This is a genomic window from Enterococcus sp. DIV1096b, from assembly GCF_050498765.1.
Classification (GTDB): domain Bacteria; phylum Bacillota; class Bacilli; order Lactobacillales; family Enterococcaceae; genus Enterococcus_D; species Enterococcus_D entomosocium.
Map to the genome: position 1 here is coordinate 141082 of NZ_JBMHEK010000001.1, position 17753 is coordinate 158834.

The 17753-nt window shown below is 45.8% G+C and carries 18 protein-coding genes; all 18 read left to right on the plus strand.

Annotated features, from left to right (window positions below):
- Positions 1-3 precede the first annotated feature (3 nt).
- The gene (locus IGJ17_RS00665) at positions 4-366 is read left to right on the plus strand and encodes a response regulator (RefSeq protein WP_003129084.1); all 363 of its coding nucleotides are present in this window, start codon (positions 4-6) and stop codon (positions 364-366) included.
- A gap of 19 nt (positions 367-385) precedes the next feature.
- Positions 386-775 carry a chemotaxis protein CheW gene (locus IGJ17_RS00670; RefSeq protein ID WP_005226635.1) on the plus strand — a complete coding sequence of 130 codons (390 nt, stop codon included), beginning with the start codon at positions 386-388 and terminating at the stop codon, positions 773-775.
- Between the two features lie 17 nt (positions 776-792).
- Positions 793-1803, plus strand: coding sequence for a flagellar motor switch protein FliM (fliM, locus tag IGJ17_RS00675; RefSeq protein ID WP_008376586.1), 1011 nt, complete (start codon positions 793-795; stop codon positions 1801-1803).
- Positions 1800-2858: a flagellar motor switch phosphatase FliY gene (fliY, locus tag IGJ17_RS00680; protein WP_081116145.1), complete on the plus strand. Its 1059-nt coding sequence runs from the start codon at positions 1800-1802 to the stop codon at positions 2856-2858. The genes fliM and fliY overlap by 4 nt, the downstream gene beginning before the upstream one ends.
- 95 nt (positions 2859-2953) lie before the next feature.
- A complete protein-coding gene (gene flgM, locus IGJ17_RS00685) occupies positions 2954-3229 on the plus strand; it encodes a flagellar biosynthesis anti-sigma factor FlgM (protein WP_005232754.1) in 276 nt (91 codons plus the stop codon).
- Positions 3230-3586: a hypothetical protein gene (locus IGJ17_RS00690; RefSeq protein ID WP_144330752.1), complete on the plus strand. Its 357-nt coding sequence runs from the start codon at positions 3230-3232 to the stop codon at positions 3584-3586.
- Positions 3587-3597: 11 nt separating this feature from the next.
- A complete protein-coding gene (gene flgK, locus IGJ17_RS00695) occupies positions 3598-5121 on the plus strand; it encodes a flagellar hook-associated protein FlgK (RefSeq protein ID WP_008376579.1) in 1524 nt (507 codons plus the stop codon).
- A gap of 3 nt (positions 5122-5124) precedes the next feature.
- A complete protein-coding gene (gene flgL / locus IGJ17_RS00700) occupies positions 5125-6045 on the plus strand; it encodes a flagellar hook-associated protein FlgL (RefSeq protein ID WP_016619541.1) in 921 nt (306 codons plus the stop codon).
- Positions 6046-6182: 137 nt separating this feature from the next.
- Positions 6183-7265, plus strand: coding sequence for a flagellin (locus IGJ17_RS00705; protein ID WP_008376575.1), 1083 nt, complete (start codon positions 6183-6185; stop codon positions 7263-7265).
- 102 nt (positions 7266-7367) lie between these two features.
- Positions 7368-7781, plus strand: a complete 414-nt coding sequence (locus tag IGJ17_RS00710) for a flagellar protein FlaG (protein ID WP_016611599.1) — start codon at positions 7368-7370, stop codon at positions 7779-7781.
- Between the two features lie 4 nt (positions 7782-7785).
- Positions 7786-9207 (plus strand): flagellar filament capping protein FliD, encoded by a 1422-nt coding sequence (gene fliD / locus IGJ17_RS00715; protein WP_061053564.1) that lies wholly within the window; start codon positions 7786-7788, stop codon positions 9205-9207.
- 74 nt (positions 9208-9281) lie between these two features.
- Positions 9282-9611, plus strand: a complete 330-nt coding sequence (locus IGJ17_RS00720) for a hypothetical protein (RefSeq protein WP_081117664.1) — start codon at positions 9282-9284, stop codon at positions 9609-9611.
- Positions 9612-9624: 13 nt separating this feature from the next.
- The gene (fliS, locus tag IGJ17_RS00725) at positions 9625-9993 is read left to right on the plus strand and encodes a flagellar export chaperone FliS (protein ID WP_008376567.1); all 369 of its coding nucleotides are present in this window, start codon (positions 9625-9627) and stop codon (positions 9991-9993) included.
- A 165-nt stretch (positions 9994-10158) separates the two neighbouring features.
- On the plus strand, positions 10159-11910 hold the full coding sequence (locus IGJ17_RS00730; RefSeq protein WP_008376564.1) for a hypothetical protein: 1752 nt from the start codon (positions 10159-10161) through the stop codon (positions 11908-11910).
- Positions 11911-12076: 166 nt separating this feature from the next.
- Positions 12077-12517, plus strand: coding sequence for a MarR family winged helix-turn-helix transcriptional regulator (locus tag IGJ17_RS00735; RefSeq protein WP_016611594.1), 441 nt, complete (start codon positions 12077-12079; stop codon positions 12515-12517).
- Positions 12514-14265, plus strand: coding sequence for an ABC transporter ATP-binding protein (locus tag IGJ17_RS00740; protein ID WP_077453096.1), 1752 nt, complete (start codon positions 12514-12516; stop codon positions 14263-14265). Before IGJ17_RS00735 ends, IGJ17_RS00740 begins: the two co-directional genes overlap by 4 nt.
- Positions 14231-15997: an ABC transporter ATP-binding protein gene (locus tag IGJ17_RS00745; protein WP_429961622.1), complete on the plus strand. Its 1767-nt coding sequence runs from the start codon at positions 14231-14233 to the stop codon at positions 15995-15997. The genes IGJ17_RS00740 and IGJ17_RS00745 overlap by 35 nt, the downstream gene beginning before the upstream one ends.
- A gap of 167 nt (positions 15998-16164) precedes the next feature.
- Entirely contained in the window at positions 16165-17601 is a 1437-nt protein-coding gene (locus IGJ17_RS00750; protein ID WP_005232733.1) for a glycoside hydrolase family 1 protein, read from the plus strand.
- Positions 17602-17753 lie beyond the last annotated feature (152 nt).

Consider the following 17753-nt stretch of genomic DNA (forward strand, 5'->3'; position numbering starts at 1 on the left):
ACAATGTCAAAAAAAGTATTGATCGTGGATGATGCGGTATTTATGCGCATGAAATTAAAGGATATTTTAGAAAAAAACGGCTATGAAGTCGTGGGGGAAGCCCAAAATGGCCAAGAGGCTTTTGAAAAATACCAAGCAACGACACCAGACTTAGTGACTATGGATATCACGATGCCAGAAGTGGATGGCTTAGAGGCATTAAAAATGATCCGCACGTTTGATGCGCAGGCCAAAGTCGTAATGTGCAGTGCCATGGGACAACAAGGAATGGTGATGGATGCGATTCGCGCCGGTGCGGTGGACTTTATCGTGAAGCCCTTTGACACGGACCGCGTAATCACTGCCATCGACAAAGCCTTTGCCTAATGCCTAGGAGGATAGCGACATGCAGATGATTCTTTTCAAAATGGCTCAGCAGTACTATTTGATCTCGGCGGACTCGGTGGACGAGGTCATTGATGCCCCTTCTTTTACGAAGGTGCCCTTAGCACCAGAGTGGGTGGAAGGGTTGATCAATCTGCGGGGGTCTGTCGTAACGGTGATTCGTTTGGCAAAATTGATTCCCATCATGGAACCAGCCTACGAAAAAAACATATTGATCATGAAGAAGCAAGAGGAGACCAAAGGGGTCCTCGTAGAAGAAGTAATTGAAGTTCTTGATATCACCGAAGACGATATCCAACTAAGCAATCAAGAGACAGAACATGCCGTTGGGGTCGTGACGATCGGTGAAAAAGTAGCCAGTGTGATTCAAATCGATCACATGATTTTTTAAAAAAATGGGGGATTAGTGTGGATCAGGTATTGACGCAGCAAGAGATTGATTTATTGTTGAATGCGATGAGCAGCGGAGAGATCGATCAAGAAATTATTGAGATAGAAGACAAACAAGCCAAAGTGAAAGCCTACGATTTTCGCCGACCAACAAAGCTGTCGAAAGAATACGTCAATACCCTGCACATGATCTTCGAGGATTTCTCGAAGATGAGCAGCAGCATGCTTTCTACCCAACTGCGGACCAATGTTTCTTTGCAGTTGGCAGCTATCGAACAAGTCAGTTATGACGAATTTATCCATTCGATACCAAAATTTACTTTGTTGGGGCTCTTTCATTCTCAGCCTTTGAGCGGGATCCAGATGATCGAGATGAATCCACAACTGTGTATGATGTTAGTGGAGTTGTTGTGCGGCGGCTTGGATGTTTATCAAAACAAGCCGATCGAAATGGATTTTAGCGAGAAAAAAAGTTTTACTGATATTGAAACAGCGATCTTGGAAGAAGTAGTAGCACAATTTGTACGGGTCTACCAAAATGTTTGGAAGGACATCGTTGCCTTGGATTCGGTTTTGGATGGAATCGATACGAATCCGCAATTGATGCAAAACATGTCGCCCAACGAACCCGTCGTGTTAGTGACCTTTACTATCAAAATTTTTGAAGTGAAACATTTTATCAATCTATGTATCCCCTATGTCTTCTTTGAAGGGATCATTGATAAATTAAGTTTCCGCAATTGGTTTGATAGCAATCAGCCAGTCAACCAAGACGATAGCCGCGAGTTGCAAAAAAGTTTGAATGGGGTCGGATTGAATCTAGAAGTTCTGTTGGGCCATGCTCAAATGAGTCTTTCTGAGTTTCTCCACTTAGAAGAAGGCGATGTCATCAAACTAGACAAAAAAATTACTGAACCATTAGAGACCTTCATCGATGGAAAACCTTACTTCCGAGCAAAACCTGGGAAGCAAGAGGACCATTTAGCCATTGAATTATTAGACAAGTTAGAAGAGGAGCAAGAACTATGAGTGAACGTTTATCCCAAGCAGAAATCGATGCATTGTTGAATCAAAGTGCCCCAACCCAGCCGCAAGGATTAGAAGAGCAAGTCAAAGTCGACATTATCGGCGAAGTTGGCAATATCTCCATGTCGCAAGCGGCGACGACGTTGTCTTCCATTCTTGATCGTCGGGTCAGCATCACGACTCCCCGGGTGTCTAAAATCAAATTTGGTGAGATCTTAAACGACCTCGTTGCACCAAAAGTAGCAACGACAGTTGAATTTAAAGAAGGCCTTTTAGGCAGTAATTTGATGCTGTTAGAAGTCAAAGATGCCATCGTGATCGCTGATTTGATGATGGGTGGAACTGGTGAAACCAGCAACACTCAATTTACGGAATTAGAGCTAAGTGCTGTGGCAGAAGCCATGAACCAAATGATTGGGACTGCCTCGACTTCGATGGCAACGATGATCAGCCGCAAAGTGGATATCTTGCCGCCGATCGTCAAACTATGGGAGACACCAGAAAACATTGAGTATAGCGGGATCGAGGCAGAGGAAGAGATTTACTGTATCTCATTTTCTTTGCGCGTCGAAGGTTTGATCGAAAGCAAAATCATGCAGATCTTTACGGATCCGGTGGTCAACGATATCGCCAGTGCGATGCTGTCCGATGAAGCGACTGTCGTTACTCGGGAAACACCAACACCGCAGCCAACGGCACCTGTTGCTGCACCTACGCCAGAACCAGCGGCTGCATCAAAGCCCGTTGAAGTCAGCAAACCGGCGTTTCAAACATTGGCCTCTAGCGGGGTGAGCGATGGGGATAATTTGGACTTGATTCTTGATGTGCCACTGGATCTAAGTGTCGTGTTAGGCCGCAGCAAAAAAACCATTAAGGACATTTTATCTTTCAATACGGGGTCCGTCATCGAGCTGGAAAAACTGACGGATGAACCGCTAGAGATTTTGTTGAACGGCAAACTGATCGCTACTGGGGAAGTCGTGGTCATCAATGAAAACTTCGGCGTACGGATCACCAACATTCTTTCGCAAAAACAACGCATCCACAATTTGCATTAATTTGAAGAAATCGCAAAAAGTTAAACATATGGGTTTAACTTTTTTGTGATTTGACCGATAGTAGAGGGTAGAAGAATGAGAACGGAGGAGAACCTATGAAAATCGAAAGAGGTTACGCAGAATACAGCGACAAGGCCATCAAACGTGAAGCGGTCAAACAAGAAAAGCCAACTGCTGCTCAGACAGAAAAAACCGTCGATGTTCAATTGTCCGAAACAGCTCAAGCCATTCAAAAGAGTGCCAATCAAACAGCCAGTCGCAGTGAACGAGTGGCAGAATTGAAACGAGCGATCAAAGAAGGCACCTACCAAGTATCTGCCGAAACGATCGCCGATAAAATGCTGCAACAAGATGAAAAGCAGGTCGACTAGATGACAGAACGGGAATTTGAGCGTCAGCTACAGCAGTTCTTGCGGTTGCTGCAAAAAGAAAAGACCTGCTTGATCAAAAATCAAGCAGAAAAATTACCAGAACTCGTCGAGAAAAAAACCGCCTTCGTACCCGTTTTTTCCACGTATGAAGGAACTCTTTCAGGGGCGATCAAAGAACTCATCCGCCAGATCCAAGTGCAGCAAGCCGAGAATCTCCTGCTGACGGAACAAGCCATTAGTTTCCAAACCGTTTTGATGGATGCAGTCAAAGAAAATATCAAGACACCGGCAAATACGTATTCGAAATACCAAAAAAAACAAGCTGTCTCAACAGCGATCATCGATCAAAAAATGTAAGGAGTACTTCTATGACAGGACTATTTGGTTCATTAGGCACCGCAACCCGGGGCATGACCGCCAATCAAGCAGCGTTGCAAACCAGCAGCCATAACATTGCAAATACCAATACAGACGGCTACTCAAGACAACGAGTCAACTTGCAAGCCGAAGCGTCTTACCATCTAGCGGGTGTCGGCAGCATCGGTATGGGTGTGAAAGTCGGCAGTGTCGAACGGATCGTCGATGATTTTGTCATTGGACAAGTACGCAATGCCAATTCTACCTATACATATTATGAACAAAAAGCAGACATATTAGGACAGCTGGAAAGTTTAATGAATGAGCCTTCTGACAACGGACTGTCCAAACAGCTGGCAACGATGTTTGATTCTTGGACCGCATTAGCCAACAATCCTGAACTGGATACGTCTAAGACCCTTGTGCTGGAAAACAGCAGTACATTTGCCGATACCATCAACCAAATGGGCAAACAAATGACGCAGCTGCAAAGCGACACGCTGGATACCATCGAAAAATCCGCGCTGGACTTCAATGAGAAGGTCAAGCAGCTGCAATCCTTGAATGAACAGATCTATGGGTTGACGACGAGTGGTGAGACACCCAATGATCTTTTAGATCGTCGAGACAGTCTGTTGAAAGATCTCTCGGGTCTAGCAGGGATCGAAACCAAGACCGATCAGTATGGCCGTGGGTTTGTATCCATGAGCGGACAGACGATCTTAAGTGCGGAGGAACGCAATACCCTTAGTGTGGTGGTGGGACAAAGCGAGACAGGCGCCTTGGTTTCCAAAGACGGCAACGCCTTGAATCCTGCCGAAACCATCACAGGGTCTTATCCAGCTGGAACCGTCTTGTTGACGAAAACCACCGACAATGGCGATACCGCCTATACAGAATTGCCGATCAAAGAAGGGGCGATCGGTGGCCTGCAAGCATCATCTAGTGAAATCGGCAGCCGCTTGACGGAATTGAACAACTTTACGACGACGATCGCGCAAGCCATGAACATGGTCTTTACCGGCGGCGCTTCTCGTACAAGCGGACTATTTGAGATCGGCCAAGATGATACCGGCACAGCGACGACGATTCGGGTCAGCCAAGCACTGTTAGATAACCCAAGTCTGGTGACCGGCGGAACGAGCAATGCAGCAGGAGATGGTTCAAGAGCTGCTGCAATGGCGAAACTCAGCAGTGCCAAATTGGATTTCCCGTTGTCAGAAAAGACGATCGCTTCTTTTGATTCTGAGACATTGACGTTTGCTAATGCAGCATCCGGCATGAGTGTCAGCAGTTATTTTAACAGCATCGTCACCAAAAACGGGATCTCAAAACAGCAAGCCGACAATACGGTCAGTGCCCAATTGTCGCTGCTGAATCAACTAGAATACAAAAATCAATCAGTGTCCGGTGTTTCATTAAATGAAGAAATGTCAGATGTGATTCGTTTCCAACAAGGATTTCAGGCCAATGCCCGCATATTATCGGTCGTTTCTGAAATGTTAGACACATTGATCAATCGAACAGGAGTGTAGAACATGCGTATTTCCAATTCAATCACCTACAATGATTTTTTACGAAATCTAGGAACCAACGCCTCCAAAGTCCAATCCACGTTGAATCAGCTATCGAGCTTGAAAGAAGTCAGCAAGTCCTCGGATAATCCACTGCTGGTTTCAAAAATCATGGATCTCAATGTGTCGTTAAATCAAAACAAAACCTACAATAATACGATCAAAGACAGTATTTCTTGGACAAAAGCCCAAGATTCTGCTTTAGAAAGCGTCAGTACCTCGATGCTGCGGATTCGCTCATTGGTTCAATCTTCTGCCAATGCGACAGCCGGCAGTGAGGAATTAGGCGCAAATCGTTCAGAGATCGAGCAAGAGATCGAAGGTATCGTTGAATCATTAAATACCAACTTTGATGGCCGCTATTTATTTAGCGGAACGAATACGACGACGGCGCCTTTTGAGATCGTCAAAGAAAATGACGCCATCGTCGGTATCAAATACAATGGCACCAGTGAAGACTTGCCCCGAGAAATCGCAAACGGGGTCTCGGTGGATCTGTTAGCCAGCGGTGATCGACTGATGAACGAGACGGGCACCGCTACGGATCCCCAAAATTTAAGCACCTACTTCAATGATTTATTGTCTGCGTTGCGCAGTGATGATAAAGATGCCTTAGGGGGCGAGCTTTTAACCGCTCATGACCAGCATGCCACCAATGTAGTGAATGTACGGGCGCAGATCGGCACCCTCTACAATCGCTTGGAGGCGGCAGCTGATCGAAATGAGACGGAAAAGCTGAACTTGACCGAAACACTGTCCAACAAACAAGACGTCGATATTGCGGAAAAGTATATGGAATATCAAAATCAAATGACTGCCTACCGCTCAACATTAGCAATGGGAACAAAGATCATGCAGATGTCCATTCTAGATTATTTAAATTAACCCAAAAAACTTTTGTTCTTTGACGGGAGCAAAAGTTTTTTATTTTTTTTAGAAAAAAGGCTTAACCCTGAACGGTTTCTTCCGATAAATAGTAGCAGAGGGAAACCTTAGCGAATAAAAATTAGGAGGAACTACACATGAGAATCAATACAAACGTTTCAGCATTGAATACTTACTCACGCCTAACGGCAGCAAATGCTTCTAAAAGCAATTCTTTGTCTAAATTATCTTCAGGCTTACGCATCAACAAAGCTGGGGACGACGCAGCTGGCTTAGCAATTTCTGAAAAAATGAAAGGCCAAATCGGCGGTTTGTCACAAGCAAAAAGCAATGCACAAGATGGTATCTCATTGATCCAAACAGCAGAAGGTGCATTAAATGAAACCCACAGCATCTTAGGCCGTATGCGTGACCTTGCGGTTCAAAGTTCAAACGGTACGTTAAGTGATGACGACCGCAGTGCGATCAACAAAGAATACACCGCATTGTCTGATGAAATCGATCGTATCAGCAATACCACTGAATTCAATACAAAAAGCTTGTTAACTGGTGAAGGCGATGATGCGAAATCATTCACTTTCCAAATCGGTGCCAACGCAAACCAAACAATGGGCGTTTCAATCAACAACATGAGCTCATCTGCATTGAAAGTAAAAGGCTTAGATTTAACACAAGCCATTGACACAAGCGATGCCAAAGCTGTTGCTGCAGCAAAAGATAAAGCAGTAGCGACTGCCTTCAAAGCAGATGCTACAACAAAATATGCAGCGGACGGCACAGTTGATGCGGCAGCTGGTAAAACAGTTGCTGAATTACAAACAGCCATCGATACAGCTGCGGATGATACAGCAAAAGCAACAGCTCAAAAAACATACGATGATGCTTTAGCAACATTTACCGCTTCTGATGAAGGCAAAGCAGCAGCGGCAACTGTCAGCGTTGAAAACAACCCAATCACGAAAATCGATGAAGCGATCAAAGCAGTTTCTGCACAACGTGCGGATCTTGGTGCGGCGCAAAACCGTCTAGAACACACAATCAACAACTTAGGTACAACACAAGAAAACCTATCTGAAGCAAACTCACGTATCCGTGACGTTGATATGGCCCAAGAAATGATGAGCTTTACGAAGAGCAACATCCTTTCTCAAGCAGCAACTTCAATGTTGGCACAAGCAAACTCAATGCCTAACAGCGTATTGAGCTTGTTACAAGGATAATTTTTGATCAAGTGAACCACTGACACAAGGACTGCCTAGGGGAAGCGCAGTTCTTGTGTTTTACATAGCAGCACAAAAACGCTTAGAAATGAGGAAGCTCTGATGGATATTCAGCCAATGTCAGGAATACACCCGATCGAAGCCGTTGCGTCGGTCGCTAAAGCACGTCCGATCGAATCCCTAGATCCAGAGACCGCCAACCTTCAGCCGCAACACCAAGAGGGGAAAATGGCGGAGAAAAAGGAACGGACAGTGGTCACTGAACCGCCGATCCACTATTTTTCAGTAGCCGATCAGCACAAGATCGCAGCCTCCGTGGAGGAAGTGAATCAGCGACTACTTGGCAAAGATATGAAATTGGCTTATGAAGTACATGAGCGCACAGGGCGTACGATGGTGCGTTTAGTGGATATGCAGACCAACGAAGTGATCAAAGAGATCCCACCAGCCAACATGCTAGATGTGATTGGAAAAATATGGGATGACATGGGCATTGCGGTCGATCGAAAGGGATGAAACTATGGCAAGTGTAACCAGCAGTTCAGGAATCAGTACAACGCTAGGGAGTTATTCTGGCGTGACTTCAGAAGATATTGAAAAATTATTGGCGGCAGATGCGATCAATAAGACCCGTGCTGAGAATAAAATCACGTCGCTTAAAGCACAAAAAACGGCATGGAGTGATATCAGCACTCGCTTGACTAACTTTTTGTCAAAAGTCGATGCGTTACAAAAAGATGATGCTTATCAAACAAAAAAAGCGACGACCACCAATAGTAGTATCGCTTCAATTGCAGGAACAACGGAAGCCCCAGAAGGCACCTATGATCTAAAAGTCAACCAACTAGCAACAGCCACGAAGGTGACGGGGAGTCAAGTAGCTCAAAGCAGCAAAACGGCCCTAAATGTCAGTGGTCAGCTGTCATTGACCAGTTCGGAAGTCGATGAAGATGGCAAACCGATCACCGCTTCGATCGAGATCACTGCCGAAGACAGCTTAAAAGATGTGGCAGCTAAGATCAATGGCCAAAGCAAGACGACCTTCGTTGCAGCGAGCATCGTGGATAACCGTTTGATTTTAACGAATACGAAAATGGGCGACAAAAACTTCTTGATCGACGGCAATGCCGCCGAAGGATTAGGGATCGGTTCAACTGCGGCTACGACGCAAGGCCAACCGGCTATTTTTGAACTAGACGGCATGGAGATCACCCGCGACAGCAATAGTGTGACGGATGTTATCGATGGTGTCACTCTGACGTTAGCGAAAAAAAGCGAGGAGCATGTGACGCTTTCTTTAGCCAATGATACTTCGAAAGTCGTTGATGCAGTACAAGGATTAGTGGATCAATACAATAGCTTGATGAGTTTTATCGGCGATAATTTGACCGTGGGAGATCCTAGTAGTGAAAACAACAAGACGGGGACCTTGGTGGGAGACAGTGCGTTGACCCGTCTACAGACTCAATTGCGAAATTTGATCACCATTCCAGCCGTCAGCGGATCAAAGCTGACTGCTAATAAGCTAGGCATCTCCACCGTCGATAATGATGGTACATTGGGACTGGATACGACCAAGTTAAAAGAAGCCCTAGCGGAAGATCCCGCTGCTGTGAAGTCCTTCTTTTATGCAAGTACGAAAACCAAAGAAGCCGATGGCACTGCGAGTACGAAAGAGACCGGCTATACATTAGCGCTAAAAGAATTAGCCAACAGCTATGTTGTCAATACTTCAGCCAATAAAGGGATCATTGCCACCAAATCTGCGACCTATGACAGTACCATCAAGGATTTGAACAAACAGATTACACGGTTTGATGCTATTTTAGCAATGAAAAAAGAGCGTTACATCACAATGTTTACCAAATTAGACTCCGTGATGATGGAGGCTGAAAATCAGCTGAGTTACCTAAGCAATCAGTTTGCCAATACGTCAAACTAGGCAGGATAGCCGATTAAAGCAGTCACTTTTTCATTCGCATAAGAAACCCTCGTCAACAAGAAAGGAAACAACCTATGGAGCCACACGTATCATTAGATGAACGTTTGAATCAGATTTTAACTGGTTTTGCCCAATGGCGCGGCGACAGCGAAGAAGCCAGTCGTTTGATGGCAGCCAATGCAGCGGTCATAGCAGCCATGCAAGCAGAAGAACAGAGCCATAGTCCACAAACCAGTGCATTGGCGCAACAAGTGATCCAAGCGTATCAAGCGTTCCTAGACCAGGTCAAAGCCCAGCAGCAAGAGATCAAACAAGAATTGGGGCGTTTGAACCGCAAAAACAATCTTGTCAAAACGTATTTGCAGCAAGAAGACAGTGCCGCCTTCGTCGAATTTGATTTATAGTGAGGAAAAAAAGATGAATTATCAAAAAATGCAAAACAACTATCTGCAGAACCAAGTAATGAGTGCCTCCCCCAACAAACTGATTGAAATGCTGTTGCAAGCAGCCATCAAAAACATCAAATTAGCAGTGATCGCATTGGAAAAAGAAGAGTTGAGCCAAGCCCATCAGCAATTTGTCAAGGCGCAGAATATTTTATTGGAATTACGGGTCTCTTTAGACCGTGAGCAAGGCGGCGCTATTGCTGAAGATCTCGATCAGCTGTATGGCTATATGTACGATCAGCTAGTCAGTGCCAATGTCCAAAAAGAGGCAGCCCCTGCAGAAACGGTCGTCCCGCTTTTAAGCGAACTACTGGAAAGCTGGCAAACGATCACCCAATAAATTTGAGAAAAAGCAAAGAAACGACCACCTAAAACCTAGAAAAGTTTAGTAATTGGTTAAATTTTTACCATGTATCCCTTTTCACTAAGCTTTCTTTTTCCCCTCCTCGTCCCTATCTGGTACTCTTTTTATGAGCGTACCGAAAAGGTGCAAGGAGGTTTTTTTTTGAAACAAAAAATAGTACAAAAGCCGCTTTTCTGGCAAGTGGTGATTCTGATTGCAATGAGTGGTGTTTTTTTATTACCGCAGATCTTAGGCCAAGGCATGATTTTGGGCTCTGATGTGGTCTTTCACTTCAATCGTTTTTATGAGACCAGCCAGCAGATCAAAGAGGGCAATTTTCAATATTTTCTTTCTATCTACGGGTTTCAGCAATCTGCTCGTATCGTCAATGCATTATACGGTCCCTTTTTTGCCTATTTCCAAGGTCTGCTGGTCTTGCTGAGTCCTTCGTGGTTTTCCTACCAACTGCTCGCCAATGGGCTGCTCTATCTGCTAGCAGGGTTTTCGATGTTTGGCTTATTAAAGAAACTACGAGTCAATGGCTGGCTGTCAGTGGGGATGAGCATCCTGTTTATGGCGACCTATTCTGTCCAGTATTGGATTGAGCGGCAGGGCTTTTCTGCTTGGGGAGCAGCCGTGTTACCGCTGTGTCTGATTCCACTGATCGCACTAGGGGAACATAAACGGTTGCGGCCTTTTGCGGTAGGGGTTTCCGTGGCGGTCTTATTTCAAATCCATGTGTTTTCAAGCATCTTGTTAGTGCTCTTATATGTGCCCTTTTTCTTACGCGCCTTTTTTGTTGGAACTTCCGGCGAAGAAAAACGACAATTGGTGCTGCGCTTAGCAGGAGCGATCGGGATTTTCTTGCTGCTGACCGCCAATATTTGGTTAGGGATGTTGGATCTCTATACGAGTAACACGTTGATCGCGCCTTTTGTGAATCGCAACATGCAGAACAATACCATTACTGGAACCAGCAGCTATTGGTGGACGACTCCGTACCTGCTGCCAATCTTATGTGCCTTGTTCTTTTGCGGTGCGATTCGTGTATGGCCTCGTCTATCCGGCGGCTTCAAATTAATGACAGCAGCTGCAGCGGTCTTTTTCGTTTTATCATCGAACGCTATTCCTTGGCAATGGCTAGGCAGTCTGGACAATGGTGTGATCAATTTACTACAATTCCCTTTTCGGTTCTTTGTTCCTGCCACGATTTTGATCTTAGTCGGTTTGTGCCTGCTGGTTCCTTATTATCGGGGCAAGCCATTGGCAAATCCGCGTTGGTTCGTCCTCGTTTTAGTTTTGAGTGTTGGTCAAATCCTGATCCAAAACACGGTCAAAATGCAGGACTGGCACTCCGATGAAGCGGCAGTTTCACTGCGAAACCACACCTATCTCTCGGCGGAATCTGAAGCGCAATTGAAGGAAGCCTATTTTAGTAAAGACAAGTCCTTAGCATTAGCGCTGTATCAACGTTCTACCCCAGATTATCTGCCCCTCTATCAAGAGACCAAGAAGAACAAGTACAATTTGTACGGGGAAGAAATCATTGAAAAAAATGATACCGTGGCAAAAACCGTAGAAAACGGGAAACTTACTTTACGTTGGCAAGGTGATCAAGAGGCGTGGAAGGCGTTACCGATCATCAATTACCGCTATACTGAATTGACCCTCAATCAGCAGCCACTAACTGAGAAAGATGTCTCTTTGAGTGCCATTGGTGCCGTTTCTGTCCAACAGCAAGCAGGGGAGAATGTCTTAGTCGTTGACTATGACGCACCTTGGTTTTTCGACGGAGCTTTATGGCTGACGATCATTTCTTGGATCGCTTTACTCATCGGCTTTATCAGCTGGAAAACAAGACAGCTGTATCGTCGTCGTAAGGTCGTACAAGCTTTATTGAAAGAATCTGAATAAAATGAATCAGAAAAGAACTTCAGCGAGAGGGCTGAAGTTCTTTTTTTGTTGATCAGCAACAGTGTACCTATTTTTTTCCGAGAGAAACAATAATCGTTGCGTGCGCAACGATTATTCCTTATAATAGATAAGACACTTTGAAGAACCAAGAAAGGCAGGAGTGCTCATGGAAGCCATTATCCGCTCAATCAATCATATTGCCCGTCTCGCCACCCTTTATCGGGAAAAAGAACTGAAAAAATTTGGTTTAGGTGGGATGCATCATACCTATATCTTAAACATTTGCCGTCAACCGGGGATCAGTCAAGAAGCCTTAGCCAAGAAGATTTTTGTTAATAAAAGCAATGTTGCCCGTCAACTAGCGATCTTAGAAGAACGAGGATTTGTCACTAGAACCAGCAGTCCCACCGACAAACGACAATTACTGGTTTATCCAACCGAAAAAGCACTTGTTGTCCAACCAAAGATCCAACAGCTGCTTCAAAGCTGGAATGAACAAGTCGTAGCAGGTTTTTCTGCTGCCCAACAGCAGCAGTTGATCGCTGATCTGGAAATCGTCAAAGAAAATTCCCAACGGCTTTTAGCGAAAGTTGAGGCGATGGAATGAATCTTTTGACTCAATATTTAAAACCCTATATCGGCCGCATTTCCCTTGGCGTCAGCATCAAATTCTTCGGGTCATTGATGGACTTGCTATTGCCTTGGATTTTGGCGTATATCATCGATTCTGTGATTCCCACGAAGCAAGTATCAGCGATTTTTGCTTGGGGCGGGGCGATGGTGGTCTGCTCCATCATCGCAGTTGTCACCAATATCATCGCCAATCGGATGGCCTCTAGTGTTGCTCGCGATACCACCGGTAGTATTCGCCATGATTTATTTGAAAAAGTTTCCTATCTGTCGATTCCGCAAGTCGAAGAAGTCGGGATTCCTTCCTTGGTGTCTCGCTTGACGACAGACACTTACAACATCCATCAAACGGTAGGGATGATCCAGCGGATGGGGATTCGTGCCCCGATTCTGTTATTAGGGGGAATCATGATCACTGCTACATTAGATCCCGTTTTGACACTGGTTTTAGTAGGCGTCTTGCCCTTCACTTTAGTGGCGGCAGTCACGATCTCAAAACGGGGGATCCCCTTGTTTGCCTCATTGCAAAAGCAAGTGGATGTGTTGGTGCGGACTGTCCGAGAAAATGTAACTGGGGCTCGGGTGATCAAGGCCTTGTCTAAAGCAGATTACGAGAAAAAGCGCTTTGATCACGTCAATCAAGACGTAGTAGCTGCGGAAACCACTGCTAATCGAACCATGGCTGCGACACCACCTCTGATGGACCTCTTTTTGAATATCGGGTTGACATTGGTGATCGTCGTCAGTGCCTTTCGCGTCAATCAAGGGTTGACCCAACCAGGGGTCATCATTGCCTTTTTGACCTATTTTACGATCATTTTGAATGCCATGCTCAGTATCACTCGCATCTTTGTAATCGTGTCGAAGGGGCTCGCTTCTGCCGATCGGATCCAATCCGTCTTGCGCCTCCCGCAAAATATGCAAGTCATTGAGGCACCTGTCAAAGAAGAGTCGGCGCATATCGTTTTTGAAAAAGTTTCCTTCACTTATCCTAACGGTACCCGGGTGCTGAAAGACATCGATTTCTCCTTGCAGCCGGGAGAAACCTTAGGGATCATCGGTGCGACTGGTAGCGGAAAATCAACGATCGTCAAATTACTGCTGCGGCTCTATGACCCAACGAAGGGTATGATCCGCATCGCTGGTCGCGACATTCGCTCCATCGATCCGACGGAGTTGCATCAGTTATTCGGTGTCGTCTTACAAAAAGACGTGCTTTTTGCGGAAACGATTGAAGAAAATATCGCCTTTGGCCGGCGGTTTTCCAAAGAGCAGATCGAAGAAGCGGCGGCTCGCGCCCAAGCCAAGGAGTTTATCAATCAACTACCCAAGCGCTTAGCTCATCCACTGCATGCCAAAGGCAGCAATTTAAGCGGCGGTCAAAAGCAGCGGGTCTTGTTATCGCGGGCATTGGCGGGGGATCCGGAAATTTTGATTTTGGATGACTCCGCCAGTGCGCTAGATTATCGGACCGACGCTCAGTTGCGCAAGGTCCTGAAACAGCAGTTTCAACAGACGACGACGATCTTGATCGCGCAGCGGATCAGTTCGATCCAGCATGCCGACAAAATTTTGGTACTGGAAAATGGTCAAATGAACGGTTTTGGCAGTCACCAAGAATTACTAGCAGATAATGTGATCTACCAAGCCATTTATCAAGGGCAGACAGGAGGTGCCGATGATGCCGAAGATGCCGAAGAAAAAAACGGAAAAACCAAAGGATAGCAAGAAAACACTCCGCCGTTTGTGGGGCTATCTCTACGAGTACAAAGGACTCCTGTTGGCAGCCGCTATTTTAATGATGGTCAGCAACATCTTCGCCTTGGTGGGACCGTTGCTTTCCGGGTACGCCATTGATGCCATTCAACCGGGTCCCGGCAAGGTCATTTTTGAGCGGGTCTTCTTTTATTGCGGGCTGATGCTCCTGTTTTATCTTGCTTCTTCCCTTCTTAGTTATCTGATTTCTCTGATGATGATCCGCTTGAGTCAGCGGGTGGTGGCAGCGATGCGCAAGGCGATTTTTGATAAAATCACCGAACTGCCGGTGGGGTATTTTGACCGGGTCGCCACTGGGGATATCATCAGCCGCATCAGTTATGACGTCGATACCATCAATACGTCATTGGCCAGCGATGCCATTCAAGTTCTCAGCAGTCTTGTGACGATCATTGGTTCGTTTGTAATGATGGTTTTGATTTCGCCATTGCTAGTGCTGATTTTTGTCGTAACGGTCCCTGCTTCGATCTTTTTGACTCGCTTTTTGATGAGCAAATTTCAACCATTGTTTCGCCATCGGTCCCGCAAATTAGGCGAGCTGAACGGCTTTGTGGAAGAGATTATTTCTGGTCAGCAAACGATTAAGCTTTACAACCAAGAAGAAGCGATCATCAGCCGTTTTGATGAAAAAAACCAAGAAGCGGTGGATGCCTATTACAATGCCGAATACTACGGCAGTATGACCGGTCCTTCCATCAACTTTATCAACAATCTGTCGTTATCCTTGATCAGTATGTTTGGCGCCTTGCTGTTTTTGTTCGGTCATCTGACACTCGGAAATGTTTCTTCCTTTGTTCTTTACTCCAGAAAATTCTCAGGACCAATCAATGAGTTAGCCAACATCTTCAGCGATTTGCAATCGGCATTGGCGGCGGCAGAACGGATCTTCCGTTTGCTGGATGAAGAACCGGAAGTTTCTGATGTTCCTGGAGCCTACGAATACCACGAGGTGTCTGGTGAGGTCGCCTTTGACCATGTGACCTTCGGCTACCAAGCACAGCAGCCCATCATCAAAGACCTTTCGCTGCAAGTACCAGCTGGCAGCTTGGTCGCGATCGTCGGACCGACCGGAGCCGGGAAAACCACCATTGTGAACCTCTTGATGCGGTTTTATGACCCTGACCAAGGAGCGATTCGTTTAGATGGAAAAAATATCCGCCAAACGACACGCCGCAGCTTACGGCAAAGCTATGCAATGGTGCTGCAAGACACGTGGCTGTTCACGGGAACGGTTTTCGACAATTTGGCCTACGGCAAGGCGAATGCGACGTTGGCAGAAGTTCAAGCTGCTGCACAAGCCGCCCATATCCATGACTTTATTATGAGCCTGCCAAAAGGCTATGATACTTTGATTTCTGAAGACGGAACCGGTATTTCACAAGGGCAAAAACAACTATTGACGATTGCGCGAGCAATGCTGTTAGATGCCGATCTGCTGATTCTTGATGAAGCCACATCGAATGTCGACACGCAAACGGAGCTGCTGATCCAAGCAGCGATGACCAAATTGATGAAAGGCAAAACATCCTTTGTGATCGCCCATCGCTTGTCCACGATTAGACATGCCGACACGATCCTCGTGGTGGAACAGGGCAATATCGTAGAGCAAGGGACCCACGAAGAGTTAGTAGCCAGAGAGGGGCGTTATGCCGCACTCTATCAGGCACAATTTGACGCATGATCCATAACTAGTCCGCATCCGTACAAGGAGTAACCCACTGCTTGCACGGATGTTTTTTGCGTGCCATCGGCTTTCTTGGCACAGGTAAAAAATCTTCTTATGACAAATCAGGCAATTATCGGTATACTTAAGAAAGGGGTATCATCAAACAGAAAGAAGGGAAACAATTGGATCATAAACAACTAAAAGAATTCCCCAACGATTTCTTATGGGGTTCAGCATCAGCAGCCTATCAAGTAGAGGGCGCATGGCAAGAAGACGGCAAAGGCGCTTCAGTTTGGGACGATTTTGTCCGCATTCCAGGCAAAACCTTTAAAGCAACGAACGGAGATGTCGCGGTCGACCATTACCACCGCTTCAAAGAAGATGTTGCCTTGATGAAAGAACAAGGATTGAAAACCTATCGTTTTTCCATTGCATGGACACGGATTTTTCCAGAAGGACGAGGAGAAGTCAATCAAGCAGGGTTAGACTTTTATTTAGCATTGATCGATGAGCTGATTAAAGCAGGGATCGAACCAATGGTGACCTTGTACCATTGGGATCTGCCACGTACGTTGCAAGAAGAATATGGCGGCTGGGAATCTCGCAAAATCATTGAAGATTTCACCAACTATGCGGCGGTATTGTTTGAAGCCTTTCGCGGCAAAGTTCACTATTGGGTCAGCTTGAATGAACAAAATATCTTTACTTCTTTAGGCTATCTTTTAGCTGCCCATCCACCAGGAGTGACCGATCCTAAACGGATGTATGAAGTCAATCATATCGCTAATTTGGCAAATGCGTCGGTGATCAACAAGTTCCATGAGATGAAAATCCCAGGGAAAATCGGACCAAGTTTCGCCTATTCACCAAACTACCCAATCAACAGCGACCCGAAAAATATTTTGGCAGCTGAAAACGCCGAAGACTTGATGGCGCATTATTGGTTAGACGTCTATCTATGGGGCGAATACCCGATTGCTGCAATGAATTACTTGAACGAGCAAGGGATCGCACCAACGATCGAACCAGGAGATATGGACTTGCTGCGTTCAGCAAAACCAGATTTCTTAGGGATCAACTATTACCAAACAGCAACGAATGCCTACAATCCATTAGATGGTGTCGGTGCCGGTAAAATGAACACCACTGGGAAAAAAGGTAGCTCCGAAGAAACCGGGACACCAGGAATGTTCAAAAAAGCTGAAAATCCATTTGTGGAACGGACGAATTGGGATTGGGAGATCGATCCTCAAGGGCTGCGGATCGCTTTACGCCGAATCACTAGCCGTTATCGGGTGCCTGTGATCATTACGGAAAACGGACTTGGTGAATACGATAAACTAACAGACGATCACCAAATCCATGACCAATACCGCATCGATTATTTAGCAGGGCATGTCCATGCCATCAAAGAAGCGATCAGCGACGGCGCGGAAGTTCTTGGCTATTGCACCTGGTCCTTCACTGATTTGCTAAGCTGGTTGAACGGCTACCAAAAACGCTATGGCTTTGTCTATGTCGACCAAGATGAAACCCAAGAAGGGTCACTGGCACGCTACAAGAAAGACAGCTTCTACTGGTACCAAGAGCTGATCAAAACCAACGGGCAAGAGTGCTAGCCTCCTAAAGCCAATACCTGAATAAGCGAAACGACCCCTGCAACGGCAGTGATCGTTTCTTAGAAAAAAGTACGTTCCACCTGTAGCGACCGCCCAAAGGTAGACCAAAAGTCTCGCTTTTTGGGCCGCTTCAAAGGAGAACGTCCTTTTTT